Source organism: Nocardia sp. CA-290969 (genome assembly GCF_050936135.1).
In the GTDB taxonomy this organism is placed as follows: domain Bacteria; phylum Actinomycetota; class Actinomycetes; order Mycobacteriales; family Mycobacteriaceae; genus Nocardia.
In genome coordinates this window covers 7,151,349-7,169,813 of record NZ_JBNJNJ010000001.1, presented here as the reverse complement: position 1 = coordinate 7,169,813, position 18,465 = coordinate 7,151,349, and the positions used below count along the sequence as shown (strand labels likewise).

18 protein-coding genes are annotated in these 18,465 nt (G+C 67.5%); 12 read left to right on the top strand and 6 right to left on the bottom strand.

Translation table 11 applies throughout. The features are described 5' to 3' along the window. The first annotated feature begins 155 nt into the window (after positions 1–155). The gene (locus tag ACQEVO_RS32880; protein ID WP_432920583.1) at positions 156–1,220 is read left to right on the top strand and encodes a hypothetical protein; all 1,065 of its coding nucleotides are present in this window, start codon (positions 156–158) and stop codon (positions 1,218–1,220) included. On the opposite strand, the gene ACQEVO_RS32875 is transcribed toward ACQEVO_RS32880, so the two are convergent. Further along, on the bottom strand, positions 1,207–1,740 hold the full coding sequence (locus ACQEVO_RS32875; RefSeq protein ID WP_432920580.1) for an NUDIX domain-containing protein: 534 nt from the start codon (positions 1,738–1,740) through the stop codon (positions 1,207–1,209). The two genes, ACQEVO_RS32880 and ACQEVO_RS32875, sit on opposite strands and share 14 nt — an antisense overlap. Before the next feature lie 318 nt (positions 1,741–2,058). Between ACQEVO_RS32875 and ACQEVO_RS32870 the strand changes: the two genes are divergently transcribed. The 4 genes from ACQEVO_RS32870 to ACQEVO_RS32855 all read left to right on the top strand — a co-directional run bounded on the left by ACQEVO_RS32870 (position 2,059) and on the right by ACQEVO_RS32855 (position 4,957). Next, complete coding sequence (locus ACQEVO_RS32870; protein WP_432920577.1) at positions 2,059–2,295, top strand: hypothetical protein; 237 nt, start codon at positions 2,059–2,061, stop codon at positions 2,293–2,295. A gap of 61 nt (positions 2,296–2,356) precedes the next feature. After that, positions 2,357–3,112: a class I SAM-dependent methyltransferase gene (locus ACQEVO_RS32865; RefSeq protein WP_432920574.1), complete on the top strand. Its 756-nt coding sequence runs from the start codon at positions 2,357–2,359 to the stop codon at positions 3,110–3,112. Positions 3,113–3,171: 59 nt separating this feature from the next. Beyond that, on the top strand, positions 3,172–3,789 hold the full coding sequence (locus tag ACQEVO_RS32860) for a hypothetical protein (RefSeq protein ID WP_432920571.1): 618 nt from the start codon (positions 3,172–3,174) through the stop codon (positions 3,787–3,789). 19 nt (positions 3,790–3,808) lie between these two features. Continuing rightward, positions 3,809–4,957 carry a GTP-binding protein gene (locus ACQEVO_RS32855; protein WP_432920568.1) on the top strand — a complete coding sequence of 383 codons (1,149 nt, stop codon included), beginning with the start codon at positions 3,809–3,811 and terminating at the stop codon, positions 4,955–4,957. 113 nt (positions 4,958–5,070) lie between these two features. On the opposite strand, the gene ACQEVO_RS32850 is transcribed toward ACQEVO_RS32855, so the two are convergent. Together ACQEVO_RS32850 and ACQEVO_RS32845 are read right to left on the bottom strand one after the other, a co-directional pair. Beyond that, entirely contained in the window at positions 5,071–5,694 is a 624-nt protein-coding gene (locus tag ACQEVO_RS32850) for an NAD(P)-dependent oxidoreductase (protein WP_432920565.1), read from the bottom strand. A 114-nt stretch (positions 5,695–5,808) separates the two neighbouring features. Further along, a complete protein-coding gene (locus tag ACQEVO_RS32845) occupies positions 5,809–6,588 on the bottom strand; it encodes a helix-turn-helix domain-containing protein (protein WP_432920562.1) in 780 nt (259 codons plus the stop codon). 116 nt (positions 6,589–6,704) lie between these two features. Between ACQEVO_RS32845 and ACQEVO_RS32840 the strand changes: the two genes are divergently transcribed. After that, the gene (locus ACQEVO_RS32840; protein WP_432920558.1) at positions 6,705–7,058 is read left to right on the top strand and encodes a nuclear transport factor 2 family protein; all 354 of its coding nucleotides are present in this window, start codon (positions 6,705–6,707) and stop codon (positions 7,056–7,058) included. A gap of 76 nt (positions 7,059–7,134) precedes the next feature. Here ACQEVO_RS32840 and ACQEVO_RS32835 read toward each other — a convergent pair whose 3' ends face one another. Beyond that, a complete protein-coding gene (locus ACQEVO_RS32835; RefSeq protein WP_432920555.1) occupies positions 7,135–8,223 on the bottom strand; it encodes an epoxide hydrolase family protein in 1,089 nt (362 codons plus the stop codon). 85 nt (positions 8,224–8,308) lie between these two features. Here ACQEVO_RS32835 and ACQEVO_RS32830 point away from each other — a divergent pair, with 85 nt between their 5' ends. Then, entirely contained in the window at positions 8,309–8,974 is a 666-nt protein-coding gene (locus ACQEVO_RS32830) for a TetR/AcrR family transcriptional regulator (RefSeq protein ID WP_432920552.1), read from the top strand. 73 nt (positions 8,975–9,047) lie between these two features. Here the strand turns inward: ACQEVO_RS32830 and ACQEVO_RS32825 are convergent, their stop codons facing one another. Then, positions 9,048–10,295, bottom strand: a complete 1,248-nt coding sequence (locus tag ACQEVO_RS32825; protein WP_432920549.1) for a KasA/KasB family beta-ketoacyl-ACP synthase — start codon at positions 10,293–10,295, stop codon at positions 9,048–9,050. A 39-nt stretch (positions 10,296–10,334) separates the two neighbouring features. Here ACQEVO_RS32825 and ACQEVO_RS32820 point away from each other — a divergent pair, with 39 nt between their 5' ends. The 4 genes from ACQEVO_RS32820 (at position 10,335) to ACQEVO_RS32805 (ending at position 15,986) form a co-directional block, all read left to right on the top strand. Continuing rightward, positions 10,335–10,892 (top strand): TetR/AcrR family transcriptional regulator, encoded by a 558-nt coding sequence (locus ACQEVO_RS32820; RefSeq protein WP_432920546.1) that lies wholly within the window; start codon positions 10,335–10,337, stop codon positions 10,890–10,892. 180 nt (positions 10,893–11,072) lie between these two features. Further along, positions 11,073–11,912: a bifunctional hydroxymethylpyrimidine kinase/phosphomethylpyrimidine kinase gene (gene thiD / locus ACQEVO_RS32815; protein WP_432920543.1), complete on the top strand. Its 840-nt coding sequence runs from the start codon at positions 11,073–11,075 to the stop codon at positions 11,910–11,912. Between the two features lie 578 nt (positions 11,913–12,490). Beyond that, complete coding sequence (locus ACQEVO_RS32810; RefSeq protein ID WP_432920540.1) at positions 12,491–13,744, top strand: glycosyltransferase; 1,254 nt, start codon at positions 12,491–12,493, stop codon at positions 13,742–13,744. A gap of 64 nt (positions 13,745–13,808) precedes the next feature. Further along, positions 13,809–15,986 (top strand): glycosyltransferase family 39 protein, encoded by a 2,178-nt coding sequence (locus ACQEVO_RS32805; protein WP_432920537.1) that lies wholly within the window; start codon positions 13,809–13,811, stop codon positions 15,984–15,986. Between the two features lie 71 nt (positions 15,987–16,057). Here the strand turns inward: ACQEVO_RS32805 and ACQEVO_RS32800 are convergent, their stop codons facing one another. After that, positions 16,058–16,444 (bottom strand): nuclear transport factor 2 family protein, encoded by a 387-nt coding sequence (locus tag ACQEVO_RS32800; protein ID WP_432920534.1) that lies wholly within the window; start codon positions 16,442–16,444, stop codon positions 16,058–16,060. Between the two features lie 338 nt (positions 16,445–16,782). On the opposite strand from ACQEVO_RS32800, the gene ACQEVO_RS32795 reads away from it, so the two are divergent. Beyond that, positions 16,783–18,465, top strand: coding sequence for a bifunctional metallophosphatase/5'-nucleotidase (locus ACQEVO_RS32795; RefSeq protein ID WP_432920530.1), 1,683 nt, complete (start codon positions 16,783–16,785; stop codon positions 18,463–18,465).

Sequence of the window (18,465 nt, the reverse complement as noted above, 5' to 3'; positions counted from 1 at the left end):
CATCGGTCGGTCGCTGGCTGGCCGGCGAACGACCGACGCCGCCCGGGCCGCATTTGATCGCAGAGGTCCTCACCGAACTATGTGGTCGTCGAATTACGCCCTTCGACTGCGGGATGTCCGCCAGCGAATCGGCAGACCTGGGATTGGAATTTTCGTTGAGCCTCTCGGAGGCCACCGCCTCGGTGACCGAGTTGTGGAGGAGTGATGTGGAGCGCCGCCGGTTCCTGGAAGGCGCGGCCTACGCCGTCGCGGTCTACCCGATCGCCAGCATGCGCTGGCTGACCCTGCCAGGTCGCGAACACCCCGTCTCCTCGGACGGGTTCCGCCGTGTCGGAGTCGCTGATATCGACGCCGTGCGGACGATGACCACCGCGTTCCGTGATCTCGACAATCAGGTCGGGGGAGGAAAGGTGCGCTCCACAGTCGTGCATTACTTGCATACGTCGGTCGCCCCGCTGCTGCGCGGCAGCTACACCGAGGAGATCGGCCGCCGTCTGTTCGCTGTGACGGCCGAACTCACGAAGCTTGCGGGCTGGGCCGCTTACGATCTCGAGGAACACGGCCTGGCACAGCGGTATCTGATCCAGGCACTTCGGATGGCGCGAGCAGCCGGTGATGCCGCGCTGGGCGCGGAGATCCTGGCGGCGATGAGTCACCAGGCGACGTACGTCGGTCGGCCCGGCGACGCAGTGGACCTCGCACGCGCGGCGCAGATCGCGGCACGCTCGGCCGGCCTGCCCGCACTCGAAGCCGGATGCCACATGGTAGAAGCCCACGGCCACGCCGCCCGTTCCGATGCCCGATCCTGCGGAGGCTCGTTGAACGCGGCCGAGGGTGCATTCGACCGCGCAAATGCCGACCGTCCAATATGGCTGGCATATCTCGACTCGGCGTACATATCGGCCAAAGCCGGCCAATGCTTCCGGGAACTGGGTGACAACGAACGTGCCGCCGGGCTGGCACGGCAATCGCTCGATATGAGCGACGGATACCAGCGAGGAAAGGTGTTCAACCTGTGCCTGCTCGCGTCGAGCCTCATCCCCGAGGATCCGCACGAAGCAGTTCGGGTCGGTACCCGGGCGCTCGAGCTGTCCGGAACGGTGGAGTCCCGCCGAACCGGCGCCTACCTCCGGGACGTGCGGGCACGACTCGCTGCCTACCGCGATATTCCCGCGGTGGAGGAGTTCCGTGATCGGGTGGCGAACGCTAGGTCAGTGTGAGCGCCCGATACACACCGACCACGGTCGCTGCACCGACAATCTCACCGCGGGAGATCATCTCGACCGCCTCATCGAGTGGTACCCATCGAATCGTCTCGGCCTCGTTGATGTCCGGCAAGGTCTCGGTGAGTTCGGCACCGCGTGCCAAATAGATCTCCTGCGGATGGTCCAAAGTTCCGACCGCAGGCTGATAGGTCACAAGATGTTCCATCGTGAGCGGACGCCAGCCGGTCTCCTCTTCGACCTCACGTGCCGCCGCGGCGGCGACATCCTCGGCGTGGTCGACGTACCCTCCCGGCAGCTCCCACACCCACTGGTCGATGATCCACCGGTGCCGGTACATCAGCAGCACCTCGCGGTTGTCGTTGAGCACCAGCGTCATCGCACACCGCGGCATCCGGGCAACGTACTGGGTGAACTCCACCCCGTCCGGGAGACGAATGTCTGCCGTCGACAGCCGGATGTGCCGATTCTCGTCGACCAGCTGCTCACCGAGGATCGTCCACTGGGTATCGCTCACCTCACCGACGGTAGCGGAACCGGGCCGCAGGATGCGTACGGACGCCATCACAATAAGTGCAGGTCGAGCGCGGTCGGCTCCACGCGGCCGTAGACGTGGCGAGGGCCGAAGGCGCGTACGAGCCCTATACCGAGAGAGAAGGAAACGCTCCTCCCGATCGTTCAACCGGGCCGCTGAAAGGGCCCCGAACTGGAGTAATCACTCTGTCCCGGTCCGGGACCATTGGGCGCGCTCCACCCTGGGTCGGTCCCGGGACAGCCCGAATTGACCGACGACTGTAGTAACTTTCGTCGCACAATGGACCGGTGTCTACCACACGTGTCGGTTTCCATACCGACCGATCTACTGACCGCAGTCCGCGACCGGGCCGGTCAACGCAACGTATCGGCGTATATCACCGAAGCGGTGCGCCACCAGCTCGAGATGGACGGATTGGCCGAGATCGTCGCCGAGTACGAATCGGCTCACGAACCGCTAACCGAAGCCGAGATCGAGGCGGCAGCGCGGGCGATGTTCGGTTCGGGCAATGCAACCACCGGTCGCGGCACCGCGTGATCGACGGCCGGGAGTACCGCGGCCGATCCTCCCGCGCGTTCGCTGGCAGACTGCCCCCCACGTGGGACGATCATTCGAGGAGTTGCTGGAAGAAGCGGCGGCCGCACCGGTGGAGGGCTGGGACTTCTCGTGGCTCGACGGCCGGGCCACTGAGCAGCGACCGTCGTGGGGTTATCAGCGGTTGATGAGTGCCCGGCTCGCGACCGTGAACGCCGCCCTCGATATCCAGACCGGTGGTGGTGAGGTGCTGGCCGAGGCCGAGAAGTTTCCGCCGACCATGGTCGCCACCGAATCGTGGCCGCCCAATATCGCCAAAGCTACCGCGCTGCTTCATCCGCGGGGCGCGGTCGTCGTCGCCGATCCGGAGGAGCCGCCGCTGCCGTTTGCCGACGCGGCGTTCGATCTGGTCACCAGTAGACATCCGGCCACGATTTGGTGGGACGAGATCGCGCGCGTACTGCGACCCGGCGGAAGCTACCTTGCGCAGCACGTCGGCCCTGCCAGCGTGTTCGAACTGGTCGAATACTTCCTGGGTCCACAGCCCGCGGTCCGGCGCAAACGCCACCCCGACGACGAAGCCGCCGCGGCAGAGGCCGCCGGCTTACGGATCGTCGACCTGCGTAGCGAGCGGCTTCGCATGGAGTTCAACGACATCGGCGCGGTGGTGTACTTCCTGCGCAAGGTCGTCTGGATGGTTCCGGGCTTCACCGTCGAAGCCCATCTCGATCGGCTCCGCCGACTGCACGACCGGATCCAACAGCACGGCCCGTTCATCGCGCACTCCACCCGCACCTTGTTCCGAGCCGGGAAACCCTGAAAACGACTCCTACGGCAATCTATTTGCCGGGCCGGGGATTCCGGTGGTCTCGTGGAGTGATGATCGATCCACGGTTCGTCTTCCTCGGTGCCGCGCTCAGCATGGTGGGAACGCTCAGTTATGCCCTGCTCACCGTGCGTGGCGAAGTGAAGCCGAACCGCCTTTCGTGGTTTCTGTGGGCGGCCGCGTCGTTGACCGGGTTCGGTGCGCAGCTCGACGACGGTGTCGGCTGGCCCGCGGTCCTCACCTTCTCGATGGGTGCGGGCCCGGCGGTGGTTTTCCTCGCGTCGTTCGCCAACAGGTCGAGCTATTGGCGGCTGACGTTCGCCGATCTGCTCTGCGGCACCGCTTCGGTACTCGCGCTGGTTATTTGGCTCGCGCTGGACGATCCGCAGACGGCCGTTGTGTTCGCGGTACTCGGTGATCTGGCCGCGGCGATCCCGACGTTTCGCAAAGCCTGGTCGGCGCCCGGCACCGAGAACCCGCTGGTTTTCGGGCTCGTGGCCGTGAACGGAATCATCACGCTGCTCACGATCACCGTGTGGGACCCGGCGGTATGGGCCTTTCCCGTCTACGCAACCGCCCTGGGTATCTGTCTCTTTCTGATCATCGTGGTCCGGCAGCGCGCGGTCCGGACGGATACTGTCCGTCCGGACCGGAGCAACGCACCAAAATGAAAATGGTTATCATTAACGAGTGACCAGTCCCGCGCTCTCCCACCCGTTGCCGGTGACCGTGCTGTCCGGATTCCTCGGCGCCGGCAAAACCACCCTGCTCAACCACATACTCGCCAACCGCGAAGGACGTCGCGTGGCGGTGATCGTGAACGATATGAGCGAGGTGAATATCGACGCGGCCCTCGTCGCCGGCCAAGGCCACCTGGACCGGACGCAGGAGAAGCTGGTCGAACTCACCAACGGCTGCATCTGCTGCACACTGCGCGAAGACCTGATCGAGGCGGTGGGAAAGCTCGCCCGCGAGGGGCGATTCGACCAGCTGGTGATCGAATCCACCGGCATATCCGAACCGATGCCGGTGGCGGCGACCTTCGAATGGGAATTCGAGGACGGGTTCTCCCTCGGCGAACTCGCCCGCCTCGACACGATGGTGACGGTCGTGGACGCCTCCACTTTTCTCACCGAGATCACCCGCGGCGAAACCCTGGCCGCCCGAAATCTGGAAGCCGGCGCGGGCGATGAACGCGGGATCGCCGATCTACTCGCCGACCAAGTCGAATTCGCCGATGTCCTGCTGATCAACAAGACCGACCTGGTGAGCCCGCAGATCGTGGGCGCCGTGGAAGCGACCGTGCGGCGGATGAATCCGCGGGCCGAAATGATCCGCACCAGCAACGGCGTGGTCGACCTGGGCGAGGTGCTCGACACCGGGCGCTACGACCCGGTGGTCGCGGCGGGTAGCGAGGGCTGGTCCGAGGAACTGGCGGGCGAGCATACACCGGAAACCGAGGAATACGGCATCAGTAGCATGACCTACCGCGCCGACCGGCCGTTCCATCCGGAGCGCCTGGCCGGTGCGCTGGCACAGGTGCGGCGGTTGTTGCGCAGCAAGGGTTTCTGCTGGATCGCCAGTCGCCCCGACCTCGCCGCGATCTGGTCGCAGGCGGGCCCGAATCTCACTTTCGAACCCGCCGCGTGGTGGTCGTCGCTGGAAATTCCGGCGGGCCAGGAAATCGTTTTCATCGGCGTTCGCCTCGATCGCGCGGGCCTGCGGGCGATGCTGGACGAGGCACTGCTCACCGATGCGGAGTACGCGGCGGGTCCGGGCGTCTGGACCACCTACCCGGACCCCTTCCCTGCCTGGGACACCGTCCACGAGCACTCCTGAGATCGCCCGCCGCGAGCCCGGCACCGGCCGCATTCCTGCCGACGGGCGGTGCCCGCGGCCGATTCGACCGATCCCCGGTGCCCCTCGTGCGAACGGTTGCGGCACAACGATTCTCAGTGGGACAGACCGGGAGCCCGGTGCACGTAGGTGCGGTCGGTGACCTGGTCCAGCAGGAAGTCCGCGATATCGGTCCGGGAGATCTTCAGGTCGAGACCGGTTTCGCCGGGGCCGAATCCGTGGCGGTAGGTGCCGGTGCGTGGTCCGTCGGTGAATGCGCTGGGGCGCACGATGGTCCAGTCCAGGTCGCTGGCTCGAACGTAGGACTCCTGCTGCTGGTGGTCGGCGTAGGCGGGGCGCAGCAGCAGGCCGAACATGATGTATTTCCAGAGGAAGTTCAGGTTGCCCCGGCTGTCGCCGGCGCCCAGTGTCGACTGGCAGATCAGCCGTTTCACCCCGGCCCGGTTCATCGCCTCGATCACCGTGCGGGTGCCCTCGGCCCGCACCACACCTTTACGGCCGTTGCCGAGTACCACCACGACCGCGTCCTGGCCGATGACGGCTCGTTCGACCGCACCGGGGTCGAGCACATCACCTTCCACGATGTGCAGTCGTTCGTGTGCCCGGGTGATCCGGGCGGCGTTTCGGGTGAGGGCGGTGACCTCGTACCCGCGCTCGAGCGCCTGGTCGACGACGTGCCGGCCGACCGTACCGGTGGCTCCGAAAACCGCGATTCGCATATCCGCTCCTGAGTGTCGAAAGTGTTGGCTGGTTACTGCATCCAGTACAGCCGTCAGAAGCGAGACGGAACATGGCTCGAACGCTCTTCTACATAAGCGAGCGTCTACGGGTGATCACAGCGCGCGAAAGACCTGCGCCGTCGCCTCGTCCGCCGGATAGAACGCCTCGATATGCAGTTCGTCGATCGTCACATCGGTGGCCGACATCGCCGAGGTGGTGACGCTGAAGAAGGAGAACTCCGTATCGCCCACGCTCAGCCGCAGCGGAACCACCACATCGGCACGCACTACGACCCCGGTATCCCGGTACGGGTAGGCCGACACCTCTTCCAGCAGTGACCGCAGACGCGGATCACCGGTGGCCGCCAGCCGAGACCGGATCTGACTCAGCAGATGTCCCCGCCACTGCCCGAGGTTGCGTATCCGCGGCGCCAGCCCGTCCGGATGCAGCGAGATCCGGATCGCGTTGACCGGCGGTTCGAGCAGTTCCGGGGCACATCCCTCGAGCAGCACATCCGTGGCTGTATTGCGGTCGACCACATCCCAGCAGCGGTCCAAGACCAGCGCCGGATGCGGTAGATGCGCGTCGAGCAGGGTCCGGAAGGCGTCCATCACCGCGCGTAGCTCGGGTGCATCCGGGTCGCGCTGGCCGTAGCGGGGTGCGTAACCGGCCGAGAGCAGCAGTTCGTTGCGTTCCCGCAGCGGTACGTCGAGATGGGTGGCTAGCCGCTCGATCATCTCGCGGGTGGGGCGTGACCGGCCGGTCTCCACGAAACTCAGATGCCGCGTCGATACTTCCGCCTGCGCGGCGAGCTGCAACTGGCTCAGCCGCCGCCGCTCCCGCCACGCGCGGAGCAGTCCGCCTACCGAAGGTTCGGTGTCCACTGTCGCCACAGGTCAGATGCTAGCCGCTGCGGTAGCCGATCCCATTACCTCCGAGGTAATCGTCAACCCGCCGGATCGTGGCGATGCTGTGAGCACACATTCGAACAACCCGGAGGGACAACCCGATGAACGACATCGTCACCACCTACCTGCGGACCTGGAACAGCACCGACCCGCAGGCCCGCGACGCGCTGCTCGCCGAGCACTGGACGCCGGCGGCCACCTACACCGATCCGCTGGCCGCAGCGGCGGGCCGCGAAGCCATCGGTACCACCATCGGCGCTGTGCACGAACAGTTCCCGGGTTTCGTGTTCACCCAGGTCGGCGAGCCGGACCACCATCACCGCCAGGTCCGCTTCCAGTGGGGCCTGGGGCCGGCCGGCGCGGAGCCGGTGATCATCGGATTCGATGTCCTGGTCACCGACGAGCGGGGCCGTATCGACACTGTGCTGGGGTTCCTGGACAAGGTTCCGGGCTGATGGACCCGTACGGTCCATCCTCACCGGGAACGCCGGAGCCGGGCTCGCGCTGTCGACATCGATCCGGCCCCGTTTCCTACTCGCCGGCGCGGAACTTGTCGAAGAATCCGGTGATCTCGTCGGTCATCAGCGCCGGCGCCGCATGGTGCAGATAGTGGCTGTGCACATCGTGGGTCCGCCAGGACACCACATTGTGGTCCCGTTCGGCGAAACGCCGGATGCCGTGGAAATCCCCGGTCGAGCCGGACAGCGCGAGCGGAACCGTGCTCGGTGCGGTGGGCTGTTCGGCCTTGTCCTTCTCGTAGTAGTGGCGGATCGCCGAACCGGCGGTTCCGGTGAACCAGTGGATGGCGATATTGGTGACGACGAATTCGTCGTCCAGATCGGGCCCGAGCAGTTGACTGTTCCAGCCGAGCAGGCCGGCCGGGGAGTCGGTCAGCGCATGCGCGAGAGTCTGCGGCTGCTGTGATTGCAGGACGTTGAAGCCCATCTTGTTCTTGACGAACCAGTCCAGCGTCGCCATGGCCTGCTGCTCGCCGGCGTCCAGATCGGCCAGTTCGGCCGGATCCCCGGACGGGAACGAATAGACCTGCGCGACATGCACTCCCACCACCTGCTCGGGAGCGTATCGGCCCAACTCCGCGGAGATGGCCGAACCGCCGTCGTTACCCACCGCACCGTACCGGCGGTAGCCGAGACGGCTCATCAACTCCGCCCAGGCGCGGGCGATCCGGGCATCGTTCCAGCCCGATTCCGTTGTGGGCCCGGAGAAGCCGTAACCGGGCACCGAGGGGATGACCAGATCGAAACCGGCCGCGGTGAGCGGTTCGACGAGATCGAGGAATTCGACGAAGGTCCCGGGCCAGCCGTGCGTCAGGATCAGCGGAAACCCCTGTGCGCCGGTGGACCGCACATGCACGAAGTGGATGAGCTGACCGTCGATTTCGGTGCGGAACTGCGGGTAGGCGTTCAGTTTGCGCTCCAGTTCGCGCCAGTCGAGCGAGCGCCAGACCTCGGCCAGGTGCCGCACCCGGTCGACGCTCACGCCGTACTCGTCCCCGGAACCGGGTATCTGCTGCGCCCAGCGGGTGCGGTCCAGGCGGGCGTGCAGATCGTCGATATCGGCGGCGGGGATTTCGATGCGGAAGGGCTGAACGGCGGTCATATCGGACTCCTTCGGAACGGAATGCTTTGTTCTGTTCGAACAGTATCAGAACGGATCATTCCGTTTCAAGTGTTAGTCTCGGAACATGCCCGGATCAGCCGATAACGCCGCAGTTAGACCCCTCCCCGGCCGCAAAGCGCAGGCCGCACGCAACGACGGACTCATCCTCGACGCCGCACGAGCGGTATTCCTCGCCGACGCGAACGCACCGATCTCGGCCGTCGCCGAACGAGCCGGCGTAGGTATCAGCGCCCTCTACCGCCGCTACCCGAGCAAGGAGTTCCTGCTGCGGACTCTCTGCCACGACGGCCTGCGTCGCTACAACGCCGAAGCCGATGCCGCACTGGCCGAACCGGACGGCTGGCGAGGCCTGGCGACTTTCCTGGAGCGCGTGGTCGACGCCGATGTGCACTCACTGACCGTCCATCTCGCGGGCACCTTCACCCCCGACGAATCGTTGCTGCCCGATGTCCGGCACGCCGAGAAAGTGAACGACGAACTGGTCCGGCGGGCTCACGAATCCGGGCAGCTGCGCCGCGAAGTGACCCCGCAGGACATCGGTCTCGTACTGGAGGCCTGCGCCGCGGTCTCGACCCCCGATGCCGAGCGCACCGGCCAGCTACGCCGGCGGATCCTCGCCCTCCTGCTCGCCGGTCTGCGCGCCGACGGCGAACTCCCCGGCCCGCCACCCGGCGCCGGAGAGTTCGCCTGGCGATGGAACCGCGACCACCACACCAGCACGCGCACGTGACCGAAGCAAGCACTCCTCGCGTCCGGCGCGATGCCGCCCGGATATCCGTGTCGTATACGGCAACCGGTGCGGATCAGGCGCGGCCGAGGGCGAGCGTGACGTTGTGCCCGCCGAAGCCGAAGGAATTCGTCAAAGCGAACTCGCCGGCCTGCTCTCGCGCGCGACCGTGGACGATATCGAGGTCCACATCGGGATTGTCGAGGTTGAGCGTGGGCGGGACCAACCCGTCGCGCAGCGTGAGCGCGGTGAGGATCGTTTCCAGCGCACCGACCGCCCCGATGGAATGCCCCAGTGCCGATTTCGGTGCGTAGACCGACGCTTCGGGTGTGACCGCGGCGATCGCCGCGGCCTCGGATGCGTCACCGATCGAGGTGGAGGTGGCGTGGGCGTTCACATGCCGGATATCGGTGGGCCGCAACCCCGCTGCGGCGATCGCCTTGCGCATGGCCCGGGCCGCACCCGCGCCGGCCGGGTCGGAGGCGACGATGTGGTAGGCGTCGGAGGTGATTCCGGCGCCGAGTACCCGGGCGTGGAGGCGGGCGCCGCGGGCGCGGGCGTGCCGCTCCGATTCGAGGACCAGCAGGGCGCCGGCCTCCCCGAAGACGAAACCGTCGCGGTCGCGGTCGAACGGGCGAGAGGCCAGCTCCGGCTCGTCGTTGCGGGTGCTCATGGCGCGCATCATGGCGAAGCTCGCGATCGGCACCGCGTGGATATGGCCTTCCACACCACCCGCGACCACCACGTCGGCCTCCCCGGTGGCGATCAGCCGCCAGGCGTGCGCGATTGCTTCGGTGCCGGACGAGCATGCCGAAACAGGAGCGAAAACTCCTGCCTTGGCGCCGATTTCGAGACTCACCGCCGCCGCGGGACCGTTCGGCATGACCATCGGCACCGACATCGGCGACACTTTGCGATACCCGCCCGCGCGCATGGCGTCCACGGCCTCGATGAGCGCGTCCCCGCCGCCCAGCCCGGTGCCGATACACACCGCCAACCGCTCACCCTCCACCTCGGGCCGCCCGGCCGCCGCCCACACCCGCCGGCCCAGTACGAGGGCGAGCTGCTCGACATAGGAATGCCGCCGCTGTTCCACGCGGGTGAGTTCCGCGCCGGGATGCGCTTTCAGCTTGCCGCCGATGCGGACGGGCAGGTCGTACTCGGCGACGAAATCGTCGTCGAGCGTGGTGATACCGGTTTCGCCGCGCAGCAACGCGGCCCAGGTGTCGTCCATATCGTCGGCCAGCGAGGTGACCGCCGCATAGGCGGTGACGACCACCGGGTTCGCCGCCGGCCGAGTTTCTGAAGCGATCGGTACATTCACGAGTTCATCAATACCTGTAGCGTTCGATACAGTCAACCCATGGCCCGCCCCCTCGACCACGCCAAACGCGCCGAACTGCTCGACGCCGTGGTCGGCTATATCGCCGAGCACGGCCTCGCCGACCTTTCGCTGCGCCCGCTCGCCGCGGCGCTGGGCACCAGCTCCCGCATGCTGATCTACTACTTCGGCACCAAAGAGGAACTACTGGTTCAGGCACTGGCCACCCACCGCCCCGACCTCACCGCCGTATTCGCCGATATCGACGACGCAGCCGCGCTGCGCAACCGCCTCTGGGATTTCTGGCAGGCGAACACCACCGGCCCCGGCGCGGTCAGCGTCACAGTGATGCTGCAGGTACTCGGCGCGGCCTGCGCGCCCCACGGCCCCTATGCCCGCTATGCCGACGACGCGATCGCCGCATTCCTCACCGCGCTCACCGCCGGCCTGCGCGGCCTGGAGTCGGTGGACGACCCCGAGGTCGTCGCCACCCTGCTGATCTCCGGACTCCGCGGAATCCTCCAGGACCGGCTCATCACCGGCGATACCGAACGCACCGACCGAGCCGCCCGCCGCCTCATCGACCAGACCATCGCCTGAGACGAACCCGCAACGCCGGTCACACCGACCGCTACGCCCGGCCGGGCGATGCAGGACCTGCGGCAATCGATAGCGCCACATCGTTTCGGCTTTCGAACGAGCGCCCGACGTCCCGAGGCGGGTTCGGACGGATCAGCGGCACCGGACCGGGTGACGACCACGCCGACGTAGGGTGACTGCGTGAATTTGTTGCCGTTGACTCCGCCCGGGCAGACCCCGGTGCGGGTGCTCACCATCGCCGGGACCGATTCGGGTGGCGGTGCCGGGATCCAGGCCGATACCCGCACGATGGCCCTCTGTGGCGTGCATGCGCTGGTGGCGGTGGCCGCGGTGACCGTGCAGAACACCGTGGGAGTGAGCGGGTTCCACGAGATTCCGCCACAGGTCGTCGCCGATCAGGTGCGGTCGGTGGCCGGCGATATCGGGGTCGGTGCCGCCAAGACCGGGATGCTCGCCTCCAGTTCCATCATCGAGGCCGTCGCCGCGGTGTGCCGGGAAGTCGGGATCGGGCGCGACGGCGAGGCTCCGCTGGTCGTCGACCCGGTCGCGGCATCCATGCACGGCGACCCGCTGCTGCACACCGAAGCCCTGGACGCGGTGCGCTACACCCTGTTCCCGCTGGCCACGATCGTCACACCGAACCTGGACGAGGTGCGATTACTGACCGGGGTGCGGGTCACCGATACGGCCTCGGCGCGCACGGCGGCGGAGGCGTTGCACGCACTGGGTCCGCAATGGGTGGTGGTGAAAGGCGGGCATCTGCGCACCTCGGCCGACAGCACGGACCTGCTGTTCGACGGCGAACGCTTCCTGGAATTCCGGGCGCCCCGGATCGACACCGGCAACGACCACGGCGGCGGCGACACCCTGGCCGCCGCGCTGGCCTGCGCACTGGCCAACGGCTACTCGGTGCCCGACGCCTTCGAATTCGCGAAGGAATGGACCCGCCGCTGCCTCGAGGACGCCTACGACCTGGGCAAAGGCCACGGTCCCGTATCGCCGCTGTGGCGGCTGCACTGACCCGAACCTGTCGGTACCCCCGCGCATACTGAAGGCGTTACGGAACAGCCCCACAACGGAGTGGCGAGAACAACGAGGTTCTCATCTGGTCCGTAGCCACCCCGCCGATGCATCGGCACCTCGACCATTGAGCGTTTACGGCCGGCACCCCGGCCACCATCCAGTGCCGGCCCGCACGCGTCCGCACAACGTGCCCATCCGCAGCGCCGAGCCCAGCGAGACACTCGGTGGGCCCGCGCCCGAACCGAACGCAACCACTGCGGCGCCGAGTTCAGCGAGGCACTTGGAGGTTTTGGCCCGTCCCTGCTTTCCGACCGCGAGACAATGCGGCGAAGCCGCGAGTATCGCGGGCGGAAAGCAGGGACCAAGGGGGCCAAAACCCCGCGCGCGCCAGCGCGCCAAAAACACAGAACCTTCGCGAGCAGGCCCACCTCTCACCTTCGCCAGCAGGCCCACCCCTCACCCTTGCGTACCGGCCCACCTGTGACGGTGTCCAGCGGCCGGGCGCCTTCCAATTCCCAGCCAGCTCCCAGCTTGTCCGGAGCCCGGCCCCAGCGGAGCGGCCGAGTCTGGTCGCTATGACCGAGACCGTGACCGTCGCCGGACCGGCGGACCTAGTCGACGGCCCATCGTCGCCCCCTGTGCTGGATGTGGTCGTCCCCGTATACAACGAAGAAACCGACCTCGGCGTCTGCGTGCGCCGGTTGCACGAATACCTGGGCGGCGGGTTCCCGTTCCCCGCCCGGATCACCATCGCCGACAACGCCAGCACCGATGCCACGCCGGCGGTGGCCGAACTGCTGGCAGCCGAACTCGACGAGGTGCGGGTGGTGCGTCTCGATGCCAAGGGCCGCGGCCGCGCGCTGCGGACCGTATGGCAGGAGTCGGACGCGCAGGTCGTCGCCTATATGGATGTCGATCTGTCGACCGATCTCAACGCCCTGCTCCCGCTGATCGCCCCGCTGGTTTCCGGGCATTCCGATCTCGCCATCGGCACCCGGCTGGGCCCGGGTTCGCGGGTGGTCCGCGGACCGAAACGCGAATTCATCTCCCGCTGCTACAACCTGCTGCTGAAGGCGTCGCTGCGGGCGCGGTTCTCCGACGCCCAGTGCGGTTTCAAAGCCATGCGCACCGAGGTGGCGCGCAAACTGCTGCCGCTGGTGGAGGACGGGGAATGGTTCTTCGATACCGAACTGCTGGTGATCGCCGAACGCGCCGGGCTGCGCATTCACGAGGTTCCGGTGGATTGGATCGACGACCCCGACAGCCGGGTCGATCTCGTCGATACCGCCCGTAAGGATCTGCGGGGCATCTGGCGGCTGGGCCGCGCACTCACCACCGGTTCGCTGCCGCTGGCCGAGCTGCGCAGCGCGGTGGGCCGGGAGCCGCTGGTGGCGGGTGTGCCACCGGGGATGGTCGGTCAGCTGATCCGGTTCGCGCTGGTCGGCGTGGGTTCCACACTCGCCTACGCGCTGCTCTATGTGCTGCTGCAGCCGCTGGCCGGCGCGCAGGTCGCGAATTTCGCGGCCCTGCTGATCACGGCGGTCGCCAATACCGCCGCCAACCGCGCGTTCACCTTCGGCGTCCGCGGGCAGGCCGGGCTGGCCGCGCATCATGTCCAGGGTCTGCTGATCTTCGGCTTCGGCCTGCTGGTGACCAGCGGTTCGCTGTTCGCGCTGCATCATTGGGCGCCCTGGGCGGCCGTTCACCTGGAACTGTTGGTGCTGGTGGTGGCGAACCTGATCGCGACCCTCATGCGTTTCGTCGGCCTGCGCTGGGTTTTCCGGGCAGCCGCCCACCCGGAACCGCTCACCGCGGAGGTTGCCCGATGATGCGATACCCCCGCCGACGCTCCGGCCTCCGCGGCCCGCATGAATCCGCTCCGAAGGAGGTCCGATGACGATCACCGCTGTTGCCGCCGATACCGCGGAACCCGCGACCACACACTCCGGCCGCCGGCCCGCTCGCGCCGGGCGCTGGGAGCATCCGGCGCTGGCAGTGCTGTTGCTCGCCACCGGCCTGTCCTATCTGTACAACCTGAGCGCGAACGGCTGGGCGAACTCCTTCTATTCGGCCGCCATCCAGGCCGGTTCGGTGTCGTGGAAGGCGTTCTTCTTCGGTTCCTCCGACGCCGCGAACTCCATCACGGTGGACAAACCGCCGGCTTCGCTGTGGGTGATGGAACTGTCGGTGCGCGTGTTCGGCCTGAACAGTTGGAGCATGCTGGTCCCGCAGGTGCTGCTGGGTGTGGCGACGGTGGCGCTGCTGTGGGCGACCGTGCGGCGCTCGTTCGGACCGGCGGCGGGTCTGATCGCGGGCCTGGTGGTCGCGGTGACACCGGTGTTCGCGCTCATGTTCCGGTTCAACAACCCCGACGCGCTCCTGGTGTTCCTGCTGGTCGCCGCGGTGTGGGCGATGACGCGGGCCCGCGACGACGGCCGCTGGCGCTGGCTCGTGCTCACCGGTACCTGTATCGGTTTCGGTTTCCTCGCCAAACAGTTGCAGGTGATGCTGGTGGTGCCGGTGCTCGCGCTGGTGTACCTGTTCGCCGGACCGCCGAAGCTGGGGAAGCGGATCGCGCAGTTGTTCGCCGCGGGTGCGGCGATGGTGGTCGCGGCCGGTTGGTGGCTGCTGGCGGTGGAACTGTGGCCGGTCGATTCGCGGCCGTATATCGGTGGTTCGCAGAACAATTCGATTATCGAGCTGACCCTCGGTTACAACGGGCTCGGCCGGCTGAACGGTAACGAGACCGGTAGCGTCGGCCCGGGCGGTGAGCTGCCGCCCGGCGGGAACGGGATGTGGGGGCAGACCGGGATCACCCGGATGTTCGATCCCGCACAGGGCGGGCAGATCGCCTGGCTGCTCCCGGCCGCGCTGGTGGCGCTGGTCGCCGGTCTGCTGCTGCGCGGCCGTGCCGCCCGCACCGACGCGGCCCGGGCGCAGGTGCTGCTGTGGGGTGGGTGGTTGCTGGTCACCGGTCTGGTGTTCAGCTTCATGGCCGGGATCTTCCACCAGTACTACACGGTGGCGCTGGCGCCCGCGATCGCGGCGCTGGTGGGTATCGGAGCCGTTCTGTTCGGGCGCAACAGGTCCCGCTGGTGGGTGCGTGTCCTGGCGGCGGTGGCCGCCGGGCTGACCACCGGCACGGCGTGGCTGCTGCTGTCGCGTAGCGCGGATTTCCTGCCTTGGCTGCGCTGGTCGATCCTCGCGGGCGGCGTCGTCGCGACCCTCGCGCTACTGCTGCCACTTCCCCGCCGTACCGCGGTCGTCGCGGCGCTGCTGACGGGAGCAGTCGGACTGGGCGGGCCGCTCGCCTACACCGTCGACACGCTGAATTCGGCGCACGCCGGGTCGATTCCGACGGCCGGGCCGGACACCGGAATGTTCGGCGGTATGCGGCCGCCGGGGATGCGCGGTGACGACGGCGGACCCGGCGGGATGAACGGCGGACCGGGCGGAATGCCGGGAATGCCCGGCGCCACCAACGGAATGCCCGGCGCACCGGCGGAAGCCGGCGGCGGCCCCGGTACCACCGACGGCGCCCAGGCCGGAGTACCCGAGAACACGGACGGCACCGACGGCGGGTCGGCCGCTCCGACCGGCACTACCGGCGGTATTCCGGGCTCGGCTCAGGGCGGCGGCACGACCGTAGCGGGGGGCCGCACGGACGGTGGGATGGGCCGGCCCGGTGGGATGGGCGGCGGCCCCGGAGGTGGCGTGATGGGCGCGAGCAAGCCGGGCGATGCTCTGATCGCACTGCTGAAGAACGATGCCGATGCCTACACCTGGGCGGGTGCGACCGTGTCCGCGAACAGCGCGGCCGGATATCAGCTGGCCACCGAACTGCCGATCATGCCCATCGGCGGCTTCAACGGGAGCGATCCCTCGCCCACGCTGGAACAGTTCCAGCAGTATGTGGAATCCGGGCGGATCCACTTCTTTCTCGGCGGCAGTGGCGGTGGACCCGGCGGCCGGACCGGTACGAGTTCGGAGATAACGCAGTGGGTGCAGGAGCATTTCACCGCGCAAGAGGTGGACGGTGTGACGGTCTACGACCTGACCGCACCGAAGTAGCACCGAAGTAGCACCGAACGACCGGCGGCCCGGACCACACAGGTCCGGGCCGCCGGTGCGGGGGCGTGGGCTCAGCCCGCGAAGACCTCGGTGAGGTCACCGTAGAGACGCTGTTCGGTGAACTGGTTGTCCGCGTTCACCGTCGCGTACACCGCACCCGGGATATCCACCTCTTTACCGCTCTTCAACCAGTAGTGGATGCGGATTTCGAACATCACCTCGGTGACGCCGCCGCTCGCCGGATGCGGTTCGATCCAGTGCACCACCTTGTGCTCGATCTTCGTGGTCTGATCGAGCACGTACTGGATGGAGGCCGTCGCCGCGTCCCGGCCGGTGACCGGTTCGGCGTTCGCGAAGGTCAGCTTCACGTCATCGGTCATCAAAGCGGCCGCCTCGGCGAGTTGGCCGGAGTCGATGAGCTCGTAGTAGTTCTCCACCAGTTTCCGGACCGCCGACATCAACTCTCCTTGCCGAATCTCCCGCATCGGGAATGCTTTTCGTAATGCGTGCTCAGGGTAGTGGAAGTTCACGAAGCGCGCCGGGGATCGGGAGCAGAGACACCACCGGGTGCCGGCGTCCGAGATCACCTGACCCGCCCGCCCCGGGCAGTGCCGGCGACGCCGAGTCCGTGCGGGTCAGCACCCATATCTACGTCGGCCTCGACGATATCGACCGCTTCACCGACCCGCGTCCGGCCCGCGGCGCCCGACGGAAGCGACCGGCGTTCGCGCGGGCGCGGCAGGAGTTCACCGGAGCGTCGTCTTGCGGCCGAACTGCGCTGCCAGAGTTGGTAGGTATGAGCGTTATGCGTCGGGTGGCGTCCGGGTGCGCTGTCGCGTTGAGTGTCGTGCTGCTGGCCGGTTGTTCGGGCAGCGGGGAACCCGCTCCCGCACCGCCCGGCGGCGTCCCGCTGATCTCCACCGATGACCTCCCGGCGGCGCAACCCGGCGAAGTGCATCTGTTCGGGTTCAACGATCTGCACGGGCATCTGGAACCACCTGAGGCGAGCAACGGACTGATCGGCGAATATACCGCGGGCGGTGCCGCCTACCTCTCGACCCATCTCGACCGGCTGCGCGCCGCCTACCCGGACAGCGCCGTTCTCTCCGCCGGCGACAATATCGGGGCGAGCCCGCTGGTGTCGTCGCTGTTCCACGACGAGCCGACGATCGAGTTCCTGAACCGGATCGATACGGCAGCCTCGGCGGTCGGTAATCACGAACTCGACCACGGCGTGCTGGAACTGGCCCGGCTGAGCAATGGCGGCTGCGCGCCGGACGGTTGTTCGCCGGGGAAGCCGTTCACCGGCGCGAATTTCGACTTCCTGGCCGCGAATCTCACCAACGCCCGTGGTGAGCTACCACCGGAGGTCCGGCCGTGGACCATGATCGAGGCCGGCGGCCACAAGATCGGCGTGGTGGGCACGGTGACCCCGGATACGGTCAACCTCGTCTTCCCGGAGGGCATCCGCGGCTATACCTTCGGTGACCAGACGGAAGCCATCAACAAATATGTTCCCGCCATGCAGCAGGCGGGGGCGGAAACCGTGGTCGCGCTGGTGCACGACGGCGGCGGCCAGGGCACCCCGGCGAAGGCCACCGATTACAACGGATGCGCCGAGATCAGCCCCGACATCCCCGATCTCGCCGCGCGGACCGACCCGGCCGTGCGGGTGATCTTCACCGCGCACAGCCATCAGCCGTATGTCTGCGAGTTCGACGGCAAAGTGGTGACCCAGGGTTCGTCGTACGGCCGCCTCATCACCGATATCACCCTGCGCTTCGCCGACGGTGAGGTCACCGCGGGTGCGGTGAACCGCGTCGTCACCCGCGATGTCGAACCCGACCCGGAGATCACCGGACTGATCGATTTCTACGCCGGCCAGGCCGCCCCGCGGGCGGGCCGGGTCGTGGGAACCGCCACCGCCCCGCTGGCCAAGGCGAGCGCGACCGGCGAATCGCCACTGGGCGCGGTGATCGCCGACGCGATGCTCGATGTCACCGAGGAATCGGCGCAGGCGGTGGTGGCGTTCATGAATCCCGGCGGTGTCCGCGCCGATATCGATCAGGGCCCGATCACCTACGGGAGCATCTACGAAACCCAGCCTTTCGGCAATCAAGTGGTGACACTGACGCTCACCGGCCGCCAGATCCTGGACCTGCTGGAACAGCAGTGGGACAACGAGAGCAAACCCGCGGTGCTCTCGGTGGCCGGTCTTTCCTACGCCTACGACGACACGGCCCCGCCCGGGGAGAAGGTGATCGACGATTCGGTCCGGATCGGCGGCGAACCGTTGAACGAGGTCGCGGTCTACCGGGTCAGCACCAACAACTTCCTCGCCTCGGGTGGCGACGGTTTCACCGTGTTCACCCGCGGCACCGACAACACCGTCGGCCCCACCGACCTCGACGCCCTGGAAACCTACCTCCGCGACCGGGGTCCGGTTGCCGCCCCCGAGCAGCGCATCGAACGCCGCTGA